This window comes from Sphaerisporangium sp. NPDC088356 (genome assembly GCF_040685555.1).
Classification (GTDB): Bacteria; Actinomycetota; Actinomycetes; order Streptosporangiales; family Streptosporangiaceae; genus Sphaerisporangium.
Genome location: NZ_JBFBIK010000026.1, coordinates 58,379 through 74,620 on the forward strand (window position 1 = coordinate 58,379; position 16,242 = coordinate 74,620).

Below are 16,242 nucleotides of genomic sequence, written 5' to 3' on the forward strand. Positions count from 1 at the left end.
TGTCACATGAGGCGCGCGCGTAGGGGTGGGAATTGAGGACACCCCAGAAACCTGTGCTCCGACACGTATGGCCCCTATCCATTAGGTTAGTCTTACCTAAGTCTGTCGGGAGGATCGTGTGACCAGAGACCGGACACGGGGGTGCGAACACCCGGCCGGATGCCATACAGGCGAGGTGCCGGCGCTTGCGAGCGCGACCGTCGGCGCCCGGTTGTGGCTGCTCATCGAGCATGCCGGGCCTTGGGCGTCCCACCTGTCGGAGTGTGAGCTCCCCGCCGGGATCCACGCGCTGATCGAACGCGCCACCAAGCTGGGGATCAGGCCCCAGCTCATCAGGCGGCCGCTTCACCGCCGCTCGGCGCAGGGGCCGGTCAGGGTCATGGTGGCCGACACCACGGCAGAACTCCCCTGGATCGCGGAGGGGTTCTTCAAGAACCCCGGAGATCTTGACCTGGGATCTCTTGTGCGCGGAGTGGTTCCGGAGTCCTGCATACTGGTGAAGGAGCCGGTGTTCCTGGTCTGCACGCATGCCAGGCGCAACGCGTGTTGTGCCCGCATTGGCCTTCCCATCGCGCGGGTTTTGGGTGAGAGCCTGCCGGGAAGAGTGTGGGAAACCACTCATGTGGGCGGCGATCGGTACGCCGCTAACCTTGTGTGCTTGCCACACGGGCTTTACTACGGCAGCATGTCTCAGGCTGCCGCGATCGCGGCGGCAAACGCGTACCGGCACGGTGAGATCGTTCTCGACCGTTTCCGGGGGCGCGCAGGTATCCCTGAGCCATCGCAGGCCGCCGAGCATTTCGTCCGGGCACACACGGGCGAGCTCTCGGTAGGCGGAGTGGCCGTGGAATCCACCAGGCTGGACGGTGACGTCACCGAGGCGATTGTGCGCCACGGGGACGTCCGGTTCCGGGTTGTGGTCGAGCGGACGATGTTCGCGCCATGCGGTATGGCGTGCGCCGACACGATCATGACCTACAGGCTGGCCGAGCTGGAGCATCTCCAGTGCGGCACGCCCGTTCTGACCTGAGGCTCCTGTCGGAGCCGGGAACACCACGGACTATCACGGCGTTGGAATCAGGGACGCCATATGCGTCCAATGCGGCACAAACACGAAATACCTCTCACCTAAGGTGGTTTCTCATGTCTCAGGTACGTCGGCAGATCGCCCGCCCGCGCCCCAGCTGGGGTTGGCAGGATGACGCCGCGTGCCGGGGAGAGGACCTTGTGCTGTTCTTCGGTCCCGACGGCGAGCGTCAGCCGGAGCGCGACATTCGCGAGCGCAAGGCCAAGGCCATCTGCGCCCAGTGCCCTGTCCGTGCCGAGTGCCTCGACTACGCCCTCTCACGTCCGGAGAAGTACGGCACGTGGGGCGGGCTCAACGAGGACGAGCGCGCGTCCGAGCGCCGTCGGCGCATGCGGCGTGCCGCGAGCGCCGGCATCAGCGCTGCCTGAACCTCCACCGGCATGTTCCCCCGTGATCATGCGGCTTTTCCGCTCCTGTACGCCTCCAGGGCCGTAATTGCCGCATGATCATGCGGGTGTCATTCCCGTCCAGGGCGGCACCCACACCTTCCCCCCATCCCCTACGCAGGCGAACCCTCTCGTTCACCGCCCTTGCCGCAGCAGGTGGAGAACGTCCGCGTCCGTCAGCTGGTCGAACCGCACGTACCACTGGCCGACAGCGTAGAACCCGGGCGGGGTGGCGATCACGACCACCTCGTCCGCCTCGTCTCTGAGCTCCGCGACCGTCCTCGGCGACCCCACCGGCACGGCCAGCACCAGCCTCCGTGGCCTGGACGCCCGCACGGCGCGCAGCGCCGCGCGAGCCGTCGCCCCCGTCGCGAGCCCGTCGTCCACCACGACGACATCCCGCCCCATCAGCCGGGGAAGCATGCGCTCCCCCCGGTAGGCGGCGACCCTTCTCGCGAGCTCGCGCCTCTCCTGCTCGACGACCGTCGCGACGTCCTCCGTACTGAGCCCGAGGTGGGCCAGGAACGGGACGTCGAGCACCGGCTCCCCGCCCTCGGCGATCGCGCCCACCCCGAGCTCGGGCTGCTCGGGGTGGCCGATCTTCCGGGTCACGAGGACGTCCAGCGGCGCGTCCAGCCGTTCGGCGACCGGTGCCGCCACCGCCACGCCCCCGCGTGGCAGAGCGAGTATCACCGGATCGGCGAGGCCGAGGTCCGCCAGTATCTCGGCGAGCAGGGCGCCCGCCTCCGCCCTGTCGGCGAAGAGCAGGGACACCCGCCGACTAGCGCCCATGCCCCCTTCGTACCCTTCCACCCATACCGCAAGCGGTCAGGGACGGCCCTGGTTGCGCACGGACTTGTGGATGATCTTCCACTTGCGGGTCTCCTCGGCGCGCAGCCGGGCGTCGCCGCGCCTCGCCATCCACGCCGCCTCGCGCTGGAGCTTGCGCCAGCTCGAAAGGCGGCGTTCCGGCAGCTCGCCCGACTCCAGGGCCTCGAGAACGGCACATCCGGGCTCGCTCTCATGAGCGCAGTTGTCGAACCGGCATCCCTGGGCCAGCTCCTCGATGTCGGAGAACACCAGGTCGACGCCCTGGCTCATCTCGTACATCCCCACCCGGCGGATGCCCGGTGTGTCGATCACCAGGCCGCCGCCGTTCAGCGCGATCAGCTCGCGGTGCACGGTGGTGTGACGTCCCCGCCCGTCGGCCGCGCGCACCTGCTGGGTCTCCATCACCGCCTCGCCGGCCAGCGCGTTGACCAGCGTCGACTTGCCCGCGCCCGAGGCCCCGAGTATCACTGCGGTGCGCGAGCCTTCGAGGTGGCTCCGCACCACGTCGACGCCCTCCCCGGTGACCGAGCAGACGGCGTGGAGGTCGACGCCCGGCGCGACCGCCGCCACGTCTTCGAGGAGCCCCGGGAGGTGCTGCCCGACGAGATCGGACTTGGTGATCAGCACGACCGGCCGGGCTCCGCTCTCCCACGCCAGGGCGAGCAGCCGCTCCACGCGGCCGAGATCGGCGAAGTCGCCGGCGTGCATGGCGGGCTCGGCGACGAAGACCACGTCGACGTTCGCGGCCAGCACCTGCCCCCGCGAGTCGCCGGACAGGCCGCCACGCGAGTCGCGGCTGACACCCCCGCGCACGAAGGCGGTCCTTCTCGGGAGGATCGCGTCGAGCTCGTAGCGGCCCTCGGCGAGCCTGGTGAGCGCGGCCCAGTCGCCCACGCAGGGCAGGGCCACGGGGTCGTCCGCCGTCGCCCGCCGCAACCGGGCGGCGTACTGGGCGGTGTGGTGGCCTTCGGTGGTGATGACGTCGGCGGCGCCGCGATCGACGCGGGCCACGCGGGCGGGGACGGCTCCGCCCGGAAGATCGGCGGCGAGGGAGTCGTCCCAGCCGAGAGAGAAAAGATCATGACCGAGAGTGGTCAACTCAGGCACCCTTCGAGAACCGGGCACCTGGCGGCTTCAGCGCGTGAGTGGCACCCGGGAGGAAATGGACATGGGCATCCTCCGAACGACCCGCATCTTCCTCACCTCCCGCTCGATCACGGCCGCATCCCTCAGAAGCGGCGAAGCCGGGCCCACTTTATCGCGGGCCCGGCCATCGTCGGCAACACATTTTCGTGGGCCCGACTCGGGCCCCGCCTTTCCCGTGGCGCCGGCCTCGGCGCCCCGCACCGCCGGTCAGCCCCGGCCGGGCGTCACGGAACCCGACGCCCGGCCACGGGGCTCCCGGTCAGCTCAGGCCGGGCGTGGGGAACTTGCCGGTCAGCTCGCTGACCTCCCCGTGCACGCGCGCGATGACGTCGTCGGCGTCGCCCTTGGCGATGGCGGTGACGACCTCGTCCATCCAGGCGCCGATCTGGCGCATCTCGGCCTCGCCCATGCCGCGGCTCGTGACCGACGGCGTGCCGATGCGCAGGCCGGACGGGTCGAACGGCTTGCGCGGGTCGAACGGCACGGTGTTGTAGTTGGTCTCCAGACCGGCGCGGTCGAGGGCCTGCGCGGCCGGCTTGCCCGCGGCGCCCTTGGACGTCAGGTCGATCAGGATGAGGTGGTTGTCGGTGCCACCGGAGACCAGGTCGAACCCGCGGCTCGACAGCTCGTCGGCCAGCGCCTTGGCGTTGGCGACCACCTGCCGGGCGTAGGCCTTGAAGTCGTCGGTCGCGGCCTCGTGGAGCGCCACGGCGATCGCGGCCGTGGTGTGGTTGTGCGGGCCGCCCTGCAGGCCGGGGAACACGGCCTTGTTCAGGGCCTTGGCGTGCTCGTCGGAGGTGGCCATCAGCATGGCGCCGCGCGGGCCGCGCAGCGTCTTGTGCGTGGTGGTGGAGATGACGTCGGCGTGACCCACCGGCGAGGGGTGCGCGCCGCCGGCGACCAGGCCCGCGATGTGGGCGATGTCGGCCGCGAGGATGGCGCCGACCTCGCGGGCGACCTCGGCGAAGGCGGGGAAGTCGATCGTGCGCGGGATCGCGGTGCCGCCGCAGAAGATCAGCTTGGGGCGGTGCTCCAGGGCAAGGGAACGCACCTCGTCCATGTCGATGCGGCCGGTGTCCTGGCGTACGCCGTACCTCACCGGGTTGAACCACTTGCCGGTGGCCGAGACCGACCAGCCGTGGGTCAGGTGGCCGCCGAAGGGCAGGCCCATGCCCATCACGGTGTCCCCCGGGTTGAGGAAGGCCATGTAGATCGCGAGGTTGGCCGGCGAGCCGGAGTACGGCTGGACGTTGGCGTGGTTCACGCCGAACAGCGACTTGGCACGGTCGACGGCGAGGGTCTCGACCTGGTCGATGACCTGCTGGCCCTCGTAGTAGCGCTTGCCCGCGTAGCCCTCGGAGTACTTGTTGGTCAGCACGCTGCCGGTGGCTTCGAGAACGGCCTTGGAGACGTAGTTCTCCGAGGCGATCAGCTTGACGGTGTCGGCCTGACGGCGTTCCTCCGCCCTGATCAGTTCGGCGATCTGCGGGTCGACGTCCGAAAGAGAACTCATGGCCCTACCCTTCGTTGGCATCTGGCGAAGACCCAGGCGCTCGGCCTCCGACCCTTTCGCTCCCTGGTGGTGCCCCACCCAGACACGCCGGTCACGTCGCGTTAGACGATAGCGGACTCGCCGTTTCGGCTCGTGCCGTCGGGCCACAGGCGGTCGAACTCGGCGTTGAGCGTCGCGCCGATCAGCACCGCCAGCGCCGTGATGTACAGCCACAGCAGCACCGCGATGGGAGCGGCCAGTGACCCGTAGATGGACAGCGGCGTGAACCACGCGGCCAGAACCTCGCGCAGGACCGCCGCGCAGACGATCCAGATGAGCAGCGCCAGCAGCGCCCCGGGCATCTCGCGCCACCAGCGAGTGCGCACGGCCACGCTGACGTGGTACAGGAGCGTGAGCACCAGCACCGACCCGATGACCACCACCGGCCAGTAGAAGACGCTCACGAGCCCGCTGTACTGCGGGAGCGCGCCCGACAGCAGCGTCGGCCCGATCACCAGCACCGGTATCACGATCAAGCCGATGACCAGAGCCGCGATGTAGAGCCCGAACGACAGGATGCGCGTGCGGATGATGCCCCGGGTCTCTCCGAGCCCGTAGGCGATGGAGATCAGGTCGACGTAGACGAACAGGGCCCGCGAGCCCGACCACAGCGCGAGCAGGAAGCCCACGGAGATCAGCGAGACCTGGCCACCCTTCAGCACGTCATCGAGCAGGGGCTTCACCACCCGGTCGACCGTGTTGCCGGTGAACAGCAGGTGGGCCTGGGCGAGCACCCACCCCCGGGTCTCGGCGACGGTGCCCGAGCCGAGGATGCCGCTCAGGTGGCCGAGCAGGCCGATCAGCCCGAGGACGAACGGGGGCAGCGACAGCAGGGCGAAGAACGCCGCCTCGCCCGCGAGACCGGTCACGCGGTAGTTGAACCCGGCCGTCGTCGTCGCGCGGACCAGCGCCCACAGGCGGGACCCGTCGACGGCTCTCCAGGCCCTTGAACCCTGTACCGCCGACATGCCGGCCGTGGCGTTCTTCCTGGCTCTGGCCCTGACCAACCTCCAGCGGGCCGTCCGCCCCCGGGGGCGGGACGACCTGGTCGGAGCGTCGGTGGACGTCATGGCATCCAAAGGTATTCGCACCACGGCCCTACCACGACCCCACCCCTGTGACGTTCTACGTTCGTGGCGTCTACCCCGAACGGTGACGTTCTACCGGGGGAGGCGTTTGCGACCTCCCATATTAGCTTTCTCCGGCAAATCAGCTCGGAATAGGTCATGCGATCGTCAAGGGAAGGCCAGGGACTCCTTACCCACCCGACGGTCAAGTGAGGGCCCTGGCCTGGCCGGCGGGACGGCCTCCTCCAGGCGGTCCCGCGAACGCCTGGGCGACCGACATCCACCTCGTGGCCGTCGCGCCGCGAACCTCCAGCCCGGTGTCGGCGAGGTTGCAGCGCTGGGTGACCAGCAGGCAGAAGTCGAGCGCCGGTCCCCGGACCAGATCGGACGCGTCCTTAGGGCCGTGATGCCACCGCGTGCCGTCCGGGAGCGTCAGCTCCACCCGCACGGGTCCACCCGCACGGGGTCGGCCGGCGGGTCCATCCCCCGCATGGCGAAGCCGTACGGCATGGCGCGCGCGCCGAGCAGTGCCACGTGACGGAGGCGGACGGTGGGCACGCGCGCGATCTCCAGCGCGTCGGCCACATCCTGCCCGTGCGCCCAGGTCTCCATGAGGCGCGCGGTGACGAAGGAGGCGGCCGACATGTCCGGCCCGTACCACGGCAGCCGTGCCCCGGGGTCGAGCTTCTCGAAGGTCTCCAGGCTGCGGGCGCGAGCCGTGCGGAACCAGTCGAGTACCTGCTCCGGCGAGAGACTGCGCGCGGCGGCGGCGATCTCGTCCACCGCGGAGTCGCCGCGGCCGATCAGGGCGGGCAGCGCCGCCCGGAAGCCGTCGGGATCGGTCGCGGCCGTGGTGGCGGCGTCGTCGAACCACGCGAGATGGCTGATCTGGTCTCGCACGTCCCACCCGTCGGCGGGGGTGGGACGCGCCCAGCCCGCCGGGTCCAGAGTCCCGATCATGGCTGTCAGCTCCGCGCTCTCCGCCCGGAGATCGTTGATCAGCTCGGACATGGAGACGCCCATGACACCTCCGCGTTACGTGGGGCTTGCGCCAGCGTAACCGAGTCATGTTCTAGAAGGAACAGGAGGAAAATGGGGATGTGATCTGCGAGGAGTGCAAGCACGACCGGCACGACGAGTGCCCGGGCGGCTCCTGGTGCGACTGCCAGCACCGGCCCCCGGACGAGCCCCGGGAGCCTCCGCTCGGCTGGCCTAGCCACGGCTGAGCATGCCCGATGTCCAAAGTGTGGACCCGATATTGGACATCTGGCACGCGCGGGGTATTGTCTGGGACATGCCAGCGGACCCGCTTCTCGTCGTGCGACGCCACGTCGACTTCCTGCGTGTCCGCAGTGCCATCTGTAGTGACGCCCGTTGATCGTCGCTCCCTGTTGACTTCTGCCAGCACGGGCGCGTGACAGGCGTCCTTTTTTTGTGCCCCCGCACTCGCCGTTGAGCCGGGAGGCCGGCCTGTCCGCGTGCGTGTGACCTGATGACCATTCTCGGCAAAGGACGCACCATGACCAGCCCGCCCAGGCCTGCGAACCGCCACCACAAGCGCCCGCGAGGCGAAGGCCAGTGGGCTCTCGGTTACCGTGAGCCGCTGAACAAGAACGAGGAGAACAAGAAGAACGACGACGGGCTCAACGTCCGCCAGCGGATCATCGACGTCTACTCGAAGCAGGGATTCGACTCCATCGACCCCGCCGACCTGCGCGGGCGGTTCCGCTGGTTCGGCCTCTACACCCAGCGCAAGCCGGGCATCGACGGGGGCAAGACCGCGATCCTGGAGCCGGAGGAGCTCGACGACCGCTACTTCATGCTCCGCGTCCGCATCGACGGCGGGCAGCTCAGCCTGGCCCAGCTCCGCACGATCGGCGACATCGCCAACAGGTACGCCAGAGGCACGGCCGACGTCACCGACCGGCAGAACATCCAGCTCCACTGGATCGAGGTCGAGTCGGTTCCGGCGATCTGGGAGGCGCTGGAGGCCGTCGGGCTGTCGACCATGGAGGCCTGCGGCGACACCCCGCGCGTCATGCTCGGCTGCCCGCTGGCCGGCATCGACGCCGAGGAGGTCATCGACGCCACCCCCCAGATCGAGGACACCGTCTCGCGGTACATCGGCGACGAGGCGTTCTCGAACCTCCCCCGCAAGTTCAAGTCGGCGATGAGCGGCTGCCCGGCGCACTGCACGGTCCACGAGATCAACGACATCGCGTTCGTCGGAGTGGTCGACGAGCACGGCGAGAAGGGTTTCGACCTGTGGGTGGGCGGCGGCCTGTCCACCAACCCCATGCTGGGCAAGCGGCTCGGCACGTTCGTCCGGCCCGAGCAGGTGCACGAGGTCTGGGCCGGGGTCATCGGCATCTTCCGCGACTACGGTTACCGCAGGCTCCGCCACCGCGCGCGCATCAAGTTCCTCGTCAACGACTGGGGGCCCGAGCGGTTCCGTGAGGTCCTCGAGAAGGAGTACCTCGGCTACCCGCTGCCCGACGGGCCCGCGCCCGAGGCGCCGCGGGGCGGTCGCCGCGACCACGTCGGCGTGCACAGGCAGAAGGACGGCAACTACTACGTCGGCTTCGCCCCGAAGGTCGGGCGGCTCGACGGCGATCGGCTCAACCTGATCGCCGACATCGCCGAGCGGTACGGCTCCGACCGCGTCCGTACGACCGTCGAGCAGAAGATGGTCATCCTGGACGTGGCGCCCGACAAGGTCGACGGCGTCGTCGCCGACCTTGAGGCCGCCGACCTACAGGTCAACCCGAGCACGTTCCGCCGCCAGACGATGGCCTGCACCGGCATCGAGTACTGCAAGCTGGCGATCGTCGAGACCAAGGGGCTCGCCTCCGACCTCATCGACGAGCTGGAGCGCCGCCTCCCCGACTTCACCGACCCCCTGACCATCAACGTCAACGGCTGCCCGAACTCCTGTGCCCGCATCCAGGTCGCGGACATCGGCCTGAAGGGCCAGCTCATCACCGACGCGACCGGCGACCAGGTGGAGGGCTTCCAGATCCATCTGGGAGGCTCCCTGGGCGTGAACCCGGGATTCGGCCGCAAGGTGCGCGGCCTCAAGGCGACCGCCGCCGAGCTTCCGGACTACGTCGAGCGCGTCCTGAAGAACTTCCAGAGCCAGAAGAACGACGCGGAGAGCTTCTCCGAGTGGGTCCAGCGGGCCGACGAGGCGGATCTGAAGTGACCTCCGTCCAGGGCCCGCTGAAGGCGAGGCACGCGTGACCGAGCGTGCGGTCCCCTTCCACTGCCCGTACTGCGGCGACGAGGACCTCGAACCCTATGAGGGCGACGGCGGCTGGTACTGCCGGTCGTGCGCCCGCGCCTTCAAGCTGAAGTTTCTCGGCATCGGCGTGCGCTCATGACCGGCGGCCCGGCGGCGCCCGCATCCACTGACGAACGAGGATTGGTGAGCAAGCCATGACACTGGTGGAGATCGAAACCGGGTTGGAACGCCAGCGCGGCGTGCTCGACCTCCGGAGCATCGTCGACTCCGCGGCGGAGTTCCTGGAGGAGGCCTCCGCGCGGGAGATCATCCGCTGGGCGGCGGCGACCTTCGGCGACCGGCTGTGCCTCACCTCCTCGATGAGCGACGCGCTGCTGATCGACCTCGTCAGCCGGGTGAAGCCGGGCGTCGACGTGCTGTTCATCGACACCGGCTACCACTTCGCCGAGACGATCGGCACCCGCGACGCCGTGCAGCAGGTGTACGACGTGAACGTCATCAACATCACGCCGTCCCGCACGGTCGCCGAGCAAGATCGCGAGCTGGGCCCGCGGCTGAACGGCCGCAACCCCGACCTGTGCTGCTACCTGCGCAAGGTGGAGCCGCTGAACCGCGCCCTGGAGCCGTATCTCTCCTGGATCTCCGGCATCCGGCGCGACGAGTCGCCGACGCGCGCGAACACCAAGGTCGTCGAGTGGGACGCCAAGCGCCAGATGGTCAAGGTCAACCCCATCGCGCGCTGGACCCAGGACGACGTCGACAATTACATGGCCGACAACGGCGTCCTGATCAATCCGCTGCACTACGACGGCTACCCCTCGATCGGCTGCGCGCCCTGCACCCGCCAGGTCGCCCCTGGCGAGGACCCGCGCAGCGGACGCTGGGCCGGCCTGGGCAAGACCGAATGCGGCATCCACCTCTGACAGTGAGGACATAGGTGAGCTCCTCCCGGTGGGGTCCGGCCCGGCCTCTCACGAGAGCCGTGCCCGGACCGCCGGCGACGGCCTCCCTCCAAGGGCGCCTCCCGCCTCTGGTGGCGGTGGCGCACGGGTCGCGTGACCCGCGCGCGTCCGCCACGGTGGAGGCCCTCCTCGGCGAGGTACGGCTCGCGCGCCCCGGCATCCCGGTCCACGCGGCCTACCTCGACCATTCCCGGCCCTCGCTCGGCGACGCGCTGGCCGGCCTGGACGAGGCCGTGGTGCTGCCTTTGCTGCTCACCGAGGCCTACCACAGCCGCGTCGACATCCCCTCCGCGCTCAGGGAGGCGCGGGCGAGCCGCCCGCGGCTCCGCGTCCACCAAGGGGCCACTCTCGGGCCCCACCCGCTGCTGATCACGGCCCTGGAGCGGCGGCTCGCGGAGGCCGGAGTCGAGATCGGCGACCCGGACACCGCCGTGGTCCTGGTCTCCGCCGGTTCGAGCGACCACAGGGCCAACGCCGTGATCGCCGCGATGGCCCGCGAGTGGGCGCTCTCGCGCGGCTGGCACTCGATCAGCGCCGCCTACGCCTCCGCCGCCTCCCCCACCCCCGAGGAGGCCGTACTGAAGCTCCTCGACGACCACCCAGCCCCCGGCCCCGCACGAGCCGGGACCGTGAAGCCCGGGGCCGGAGGCTCGGGCCGTACGCCCCGTCCGGCCAGGGTCGTGGTCGCGCCCTACCTGCTCGCCTCCGGCCACTTCGCCGACAAGGTCCGCCGCGACACCCTCGAAGCCGGAGCCTCCGCCGTCGCGGACCCCCTGGGCCCCGCCCCCGAACTGGTCACCATCCTGCTCGAACGCTACGCGGAGGGCGTACGGGCGTCCCGGGCCGGCACGTGCGCCCCGGCGCGCGCCTGACACCACGCAGCGTTGCCGAGGTCGGCCAAGCGGTTTCGGGATCGACACGAAGAGAAGCTGCCCTTAATGGTCGGAGGCCAGACAGCCATCCAAACGAAGGGCCTGGTCCTTGATTTCCCGCAGGATATGTTTCCAGCCTTCCTATTCAGGATTCGCGTGACGGCCCACGACAGCAGCAACCCTTGCGGCCCCTACCAGCTTCAACGCGTACGACGCCGATCGGGTGCGAGATCCGGTGGTCCACATCTCCGATCGGGGTCACTCCCGGTTGTAAAAGGAGTTGCGCTAGTGACGGCCTACTGGGTCATCCAACCTCCCGCGCCTGACGCCATCAAGGAAGGCATCCCATTCGGCCCAGGCGAAGACCAGGATCGGACCACCGGGATCTTTGGAGTCACGTACCCGGACGAGACGGTCTGAGCCTGTCCTACCAACTTCCACACATTGCCCGCCATTAGCGTTACTCCGGCTGGACTTACACCAGATGACCTGGGAAAGATCCCTCATAGACGTGCCTCTCCATCCACTCATATTTCCCGCATCACCTGCGCGATCAAGTTCCGAGTCGGATCCGGGCCAAGCGACAGAGCACGCAAGTGGTTGAAGAGCAGAACGTAAGCGTCTACTTCCGATGGATCCTCCAAATAGACGCTTCCCTGCCAATACTCAACGTACACGGTGTCCGGATCAGCGGGTTTGGGAAAACTCAAGATCGTAAACCCGCCATCCATCGCGGGATGAACACCGGCCGCGAAAGGCAGGACCTGGATCGTGAAGTGGTTCCTCTGAGAGAGATCGATCAGGCGTTGGAGCTGATCACGCATCGTCTTGGGTTCCCCCACCGTACGGCGAACCACCGCCTCGTTGATGATCAACCATATCTTCGGCGGATGTTCCCGCTCCAACACTCGCTCCTGGCGCTTCATCCGAATCGACAGCCGTCGCTCAAGTTCCTCGTGCGGCGGCAGCACGGGTGCGGACCGCATGACGGCTCTGGCGTACTCCTCTGTCTGTAGTAGCCCGGGCACGAACTCTGGTTGGTACTCCTGATAGGTGGAAGCCTCCTCTTCCAGGCCTACGTAGCTCTGCACCCACTCCGGGATGGCCTCGGACACCTTGTACCACCACCCACGCTTCCGCGCATCGCGCGCGAGTTGCGTGAGCGCGTCCCGACGCTCGTCGGCTACCCCATAGAGTTCGAGCATCAAGGCCACAAGGCCCACCGTGGCGGCACTCGTGGCCGATTCGATCCGAGTGATCGTCACAGGTGAGCAGCCTGCATGCTCGGCCACCTGATCTCTCGTCAACCCTGCCTCCTTGCGGAGGCGTGCGAGTTCCGCAGCGAGACGACGCCTGCGTACCGAAGGGCTTCGCTGTGCGCTCATGTCGTTCCTCTCCGTGATGGCCATCGCAGTATGTCGAATCGATCTTCGTCCTTCAATCTGCACTATGTTCATTCTGATTTCTATTGCCGAAGGCTCAAAGGTCATGCAGACTGAGCACCCAGCGTGACCGTTCGGTCATGGATTGCTACAGCGCCATGGTCGTCGGTTTCATCGGCGAAAAGGGGTGAAGGGGATCATGAATGTGCGCGATGCCCAAGGGTGGCAGGTCCACCTCGTCGAACTGGCCTCGGAGTTGAACGACCTGGGGTTCGACTCCGTCGTTCGGCTTCCTCCCGGGCGGCGGGCGAGCTTGGAGGTCTTCGTGCCTCCCGGGCGGCCGAGGCACACGAGGAAGTGGGGGGTCAGCGGATCGGTACCCGCGTCGACCCGACGGGCCCGGACCTGGGCACGCGACCTCTCCCGGCGCATCGCGAAGGCGGGCCGGTGAAGGCGCTCGGTCTGCTGGGGCGGGTCGATGTGCCCGCGCGAGTCACTGCCGTCCCGAGGGCCCGGCGTTGCGTGCGGGAGTTACTGGGAGGCACCGATCATCCGCAGACCGACGACGCGTTGCTGCTCGTCACCGAACTCGTCACCAACGCGGTGCGGTACTCCGACTCGGGACGTTGCCCTGCCGGGCGGGTCTCCATCGCCGTCGCCGACCACGACGGAACGCTCCACATCGACGTGGTCGACGCGGGCTCGTCGGAGAACCGGCCCACACTGTGCCTGGAGACCTGTCCCGACAGCGGCGGCGGGCGCGGCCTCTGGCTGCTCCAGGAGGTGGCGACGACCTGGGGCTGGTACGAGACCGCCACCGGACGCGTGGTCTGGTTCCAGCTCGCCGGCAAGTGACGAAATCTCCGCACTCCGCGGCCAGGTTCTACCAGGGCCTCTGTGGGCTGGACCGAGGCTTGCTGAAATCACGGTGAATCGCCGCTTGGCCGGGTAGATTGAGGGAGTCGCAAGAGTGAGCACAGGCTTACCCGGGGCTTCTGCCCCCGAGGGCGCGGTCCACAGACCGCGCCCTCTTTTCTTCCCCCCCTCCCACCCGAGGCCGCGCCACCGTTGAACGCCATCCCCGTTGGGCGTGACGCCCGGTCCGCCTGCTCCCGGCACTCCGCCGCCCTCGTCAGGGCCTCCTGGCCGCGCAACGAGCTGACCGCCCTCTGCTACCGGATCCGCGAGGATGCGGACGGCCATCTCACCGCCGGTCTCGAAGCCTGCACGTCGAACCGCGACCGTGCCGGGCTGTCGCCGCCGAGCTGCGGGCGCGGGGTTCGCTGCCGCTGGCCCGGTCCTGGCGCACTCCCAGCGACGTCGCCTCCATCCTGCGGCTGCGTGAGCTGCTCGCCGGGAACGGCGCGTGCTGGAGCTCCTGGCCTCCATCACGATCATTACAGATTGGGATTTGCCCGGGAAACCATCACACAACGGAAAGCTTCGTTAGGATCACGCATCGTGTCCGTAGATGTTGGCAGAAACCAGCTTCGTTCAAGCTTCGCCGCTCACCGCGACGCATCAAGCGACGTGAAGGAGGGTGCCCCAGCGGCGTTACTGCTCTTCTACGGCGCCGAGTGCGGGCTGAAGGCGGCGATCCTCGATCGGCTAGGGCTGAAGTCCACGTCCCAGTTGCCCGAGCACCTCAGAAGCCATGACTTGAAGCTCCTCGCCAAGGAACTTCGCCTTCCGCAGCAGCTCTGCAAGAGCTGGCCCGAGCCGTGGGGATCGACGCGTCTCCCGAGGACGTGGAGCACAAACTCGTCGATTTCAGCTCCGCCAACACCCGGATCTTCCTCTTCGACGGGCTTGAAGATCTTCTTCAAGATCTCATCGAGAGCGACGCCCAGCGACAGGCGCTCCGCGTCCTTCTCATCGACTGTCTCGACTGGCTGCGTAGCCTTCGCGGCCGGCCACTCGGGCTGGTCATCTTCGTCCGGCGCGACCTTGTCCAGTCGGCGATCCGACAGAACGACAAGCAGTTCTTCGCCCGATACCGCGACTACGAGCTCAAGTGGAACCACTTCGAAGCCCTGCGACTCGCACTTTGGGTGGCGCAACGTTCCGGAGCACTTCCCGAATTCACACCCGAAGAAGTGGCTACAGCGAAGAACCAGGATCTCAGCATGATGCTGCATCCTCTCTGGGGAGAGAAGATGGGATCTCCCAAGTCCCGCGAGGCCCGCTCGGACGGGTGGTTCCTGGCCGCGCTCTCCGACTTCAACGAGCAGATCCAGGCGCGTGACATCGTGACCTTCCTCAGGGAGTCAGCAGCCTTCTCTATGGATGACAGCCGCTGGCCAACCCGCCTGCTGGCACCTGCCGCAATGAGAAAAGCACTGGTCCAATGCAGCCTGGACAAGATTCGCGCCATCAGGGAGGAGAGCCCTCAGGTAGGTGAGCTTCTCAGCCACCTCGATGGCCTTCCCTCGGACAAGAAGAGGATTCCCTTCATCCCCGAGCAGGTCGAGCTGTCAAGCCAGAACCTGGAAATCCTCGCCTCCAACGGGGTTGTCTTCCGAGAGGAGGATCAGTACTGGATCCCCGAAATCTTCCGCCACGGACTCTCCTTCAAGGCCACCGGCCGACCGAAGATCCTGGCGATCGCAAATCTTGTCCGGCAGCGGAACAACCTCGACTAACCGGCATACTGCGGCGCGCCTCGCCGCTCGACGGGCACCAGCACCAGCACCAGCACCAGCACCAGCACCAGCACCAGGGAATAGTCGACGTTGAGCGCGTCGGAGGTCGCCCGCATCGCGGTGAGCAGGTTCGGCGGTGACGTCGGCCACATACGCCTCGAAGCGGCCGCTGAGCGTGGCCATGGCACTGGTGTACTGGCGGTAGTCAACGCTGAAGGTCACGAACCCGCGCTCGCGTGCGACCAGGGGCGTTTGTCTCCGGGGCAAGGACGCCCGCTGCCGGAGGGCTCGTTTCATTGCCAGGGAAAGGCGTTTCAGCGCCCGTACGTGCCGTGCCGTTGATCTTAATGCGACTACGGAGAGTTATCCTCTACTACGAGGCGTGATGGTATGTCGGGATGCTTTCTCTCTTGGGTCAAGTGTTCGGACTTCGCATCGCCCCTCCCGATCCGTCTGAAGCATTGGACCACAAGATGCGTAAATCGTTTTACCCGATCGCCGTGGCTGCCGGCCTCGGCCTCGTCGCGGCGACCGCTCTGCCCGCCATGGCCGTCGACACCACCGTCACGTTCGCGATCACGACCGCCGGGCTCACGATCAGCGCGCCGGGGTCGGCGAGCATCGGCTCGGTGGCCGCCGGCTCCGCGAGCGTCTCGGGGCAGATCGGTCCCGTCACGGTGACCGACCTGCGCGCCACCCTGAACGGCTCCTGGACCGCGACCGTCACCGGCACCGACTTCACCACCGGCGGGGGCACGGGGCCCGAGACCATCCCGAACATCAACGTCAGCTACTCCCCCGGGCCGGCCACCGCCACGACGGGCACGGGCACCTTCACGCCCGGTCCCGGCGGCATCATCAATGTGCCGCTCGTCGCGTTCACCGGTACCGCGCTCACGGGTAACAACACCGCCACCTGGAATCCGACGCTCACCGTGACGATCCCGGCCGCAGCCGTCGCCGGAACGTACACCGGCACCGTCACGCACTCGGTCGCCTGACCGGAGCCGGCGACGATCGTGCCTCTTCGTCACGTCGCTTTGGGGCTGCTGGCGGCCGGGGCGCTCGCCCCGG

18 protein-coding genes are annotated in these 16,242 nt (G+C 68.1%); 9 read left to right on the top strand and 9 right to left on the bottom strand.

What is annotated here, in order from left to right; translation table 11 throughout:
- Positions 1 to 175: 175 nt before the first annotated feature.
- Together AB0O34_RS12990 and AB0O34_RS12995 are read left to right on the top strand one after the other, a co-directional pair.
- On the top strand, positions 176 to 1,030 hold the full coding sequence (locus AB0O34_RS12990) for a sucrase ferredoxin (protein ID WP_363915531.1): 855 nt from the start codon (positions 176 to 178) through the stop codon (positions 1,028 to 1,030).
- A 113-nt stretch (positions 1,031 to 1,143) separates the two neighbouring features.
- A complete protein-coding gene (locus AB0O34_RS12995) occupies positions 1,144 to 1,455 on the top strand; it encodes a WhiB family transcriptional regulator (protein WP_093171423.1) in 312 nt (103 codons plus the stop codon).
- Between the two features lie 153 nt (positions 1,456 to 1,608).
- Here AB0O34_RS12995 and AB0O34_RS13000 read toward each other — a convergent pair whose 3' ends face one another.
- The 6 genes from AB0O34_RS13000 to AB0O34_RS13025 all read right to left on the bottom strand — a co-directional run bounded on the left by AB0O34_RS13000 (position 1,609) and on the right by AB0O34_RS13025 (position 7,092).
- Positions 1,609 to 2,265, bottom strand: a complete 657-nt coding sequence (locus tag AB0O34_RS13000; RefSeq protein WP_363915532.1) for a phosphoribosyltransferase family protein — start codon at positions 2,263 to 2,265, stop codon at positions 1,609 to 1,611.
- Between the two features lie 36 nt (positions 2,266 to 2,301).
- Positions 2,302 to 3,402 (bottom strand): ribosome small subunit-dependent GTPase A, encoded by a 1,101-nt coding sequence (gene rsgA / locus AB0O34_RS13005; protein WP_363915533.1) that lies wholly within the window; start codon positions 3,400 to 3,402, stop codon positions 2,302 to 2,304.
- A gap of 307 nt (positions 3,403 to 3,709) precedes the next feature.
- A complete protein-coding gene (gene glyA, locus AB0O34_RS13010; protein ID WP_363915534.1) occupies positions 3,710 to 4,963 on the bottom strand; it encodes a serine hydroxymethyltransferase in 1,254 nt (417 codons plus the stop codon).
- Positions 4,964 to 5,064: 101 nt separating this feature from the next.
- Positions 5,065 to 6,072 (bottom strand): YihY/virulence factor BrkB family protein, encoded by a 1,008-nt coding sequence (locus AB0O34_RS13015; protein WP_363915535.1) that lies wholly within the window; start codon positions 6,070 to 6,072, stop codon positions 5,065 to 5,067.
- A 202-nt stretch (positions 6,073 to 6,274) separates the two neighbouring features.
- Positions 6,275 to 6,517: a hypothetical protein gene (locus tag AB0O34_RS13020; RefSeq protein WP_363915536.1), complete on the bottom strand. Its 243-nt coding sequence runs from the start codon at positions 6,515 to 6,517 to the stop codon at positions 6,275 to 6,277.
- Entirely contained in the window at positions 6,502 to 7,092 is a 591-nt protein-coding gene (locus AB0O34_RS13025) for a maleylpyruvate isomerase family mycothiol-dependent enzyme (RefSeq protein ID WP_363915537.1), read from the bottom strand. Before AB0O34_RS13025 ends, AB0O34_RS13020 begins: the two co-directional genes overlap by 16 nt.
- Positions 7,093 to 7,588: 496 nt before the next feature.
- Here AB0O34_RS13025 and AB0O34_RS13030 point away from each other — a divergent pair, with 496 nt between their 5' ends.
- From AB0O34_RS13030 to AB0O34_RS13045, 4 genes are read left to right on the top strand one after another with little or no spacing between them, the layout of a single operon-like run.
- Positions 7,589 to 9,271, top strand: coding sequence for a nitrite/sulfite reductase (locus AB0O34_RS13030; protein ID WP_363915538.1), 1,683 nt, complete (start codon positions 7,589 to 7,591; stop codon positions 9,269 to 9,271).
- Between the two features lie 34 nt (positions 9,272 to 9,305).
- Complete coding sequence (locus AB0O34_RS13035) at positions 9,306 to 9,449, top strand: Insertion element protein (RefSeq protein ID WP_358509928.1); 144 nt, start codon at positions 9,306 to 9,308, stop codon at positions 9,447 to 9,449.
- A 55-nt stretch (positions 9,450 to 9,504) separates the two neighbouring features.
- Positions 9,505 to 10,233, top strand: coding sequence for a phosphoadenylyl-sulfate reductase (locus AB0O34_RS13040; protein WP_363915539.1), 729 nt, complete (start codon positions 9,505 to 9,507; stop codon positions 10,231 to 10,233).
- A gap of 59 nt (positions 10,234 to 10,292) precedes the next feature.
- Positions 10,293 to 11,144: a sirohydrochlorin chelatase gene (locus tag AB0O34_RS13045; protein WP_363915540.1), complete on the top strand. Its 852-nt coding sequence runs from the start codon at positions 10,293 to 10,295 to the stop codon at positions 11,142 to 11,144.
- A 285-nt stretch (positions 11,145 to 11,429) separates the two neighbouring features.
- Here AB0O34_RS13045 and AB0O34_RS13050 read toward each other — a convergent pair whose 3' ends face one another.
- The gene (locus AB0O34_RS13050; RefSeq protein ID WP_363915541.1) at positions 11,430 to 11,675 is read right to left on the bottom strand and encodes a DUF397 domain-containing protein; all 246 of its coding nucleotides are present in this window, start codon (positions 11,673 to 11,675) and stop codon (positions 11,430 to 11,432) included.
- A complete protein-coding gene (locus AB0O34_RS13055) occupies positions 11,672 to 12,553 on the bottom strand; it encodes a helix-turn-helix transcriptional regulator (protein ID WP_363915549.1) in 882 nt (293 codons plus the stop codon). The genes AB0O34_RS13050 and AB0O34_RS13055 overlap by 4 nt, the downstream gene beginning before the upstream one ends.
- 453 nt (positions 12,554 to 13,006) lie before the next feature.
- Here AB0O34_RS13055 and AB0O34_RS13060 point away from each other — a divergent pair, with 453 nt between their 5' ends.
- Together AB0O34_RS13060 and AB0O34_RS13065 are read left to right on the top strand one after the other, a co-directional pair.
- On the top strand, positions 13,007 to 13,381 hold the full coding sequence (locus tag AB0O34_RS13060) for an ATP-binding protein (protein WP_363915550.1): 375 nt from the start codon (positions 13,007 to 13,009) through the stop codon (positions 13,379 to 13,381).
- Positions 13,382 to 14,247: 866 nt separating this feature from the next.
- On the top strand, positions 14,248 to 15,168 hold the full coding sequence (locus AB0O34_RS13065) for a hypothetical protein (RefSeq protein ID WP_363915542.1): 921 nt from the start codon (positions 14,248 to 14,250) through the stop codon (positions 15,166 to 15,168).
- Here AB0O34_RS13065 and AB0O34_RS13070 read toward each other — a convergent pair.
- The gene (locus AB0O34_RS13070) at positions 15,165 to 15,320 is read right to left on the bottom strand and encodes a hypothetical protein (RefSeq protein WP_363915543.1); all 156 of its coding nucleotides are present in this window, start codon (positions 15,318 to 15,320) and stop codon (positions 15,165 to 15,167) included. The genes AB0O34_RS13065 and AB0O34_RS13070 overlap by 4 nt on opposite strands.
- 321 nt (positions 15,321 to 15,641) lie before the next feature.
- Here AB0O34_RS13070 and AB0O34_RS13075 point away from each other — a divergent pair, with 321 nt between their 5' ends.
- Entirely contained in the window at positions 15,642 to 16,169 is a 528-nt protein-coding gene (locus AB0O34_RS13075; RefSeq protein WP_363915544.1) for a hypothetical protein, read from the top strand.
- The last annotated feature ends 73 nt before the right edge of the window (positions 16,170 to 16,242 follow it).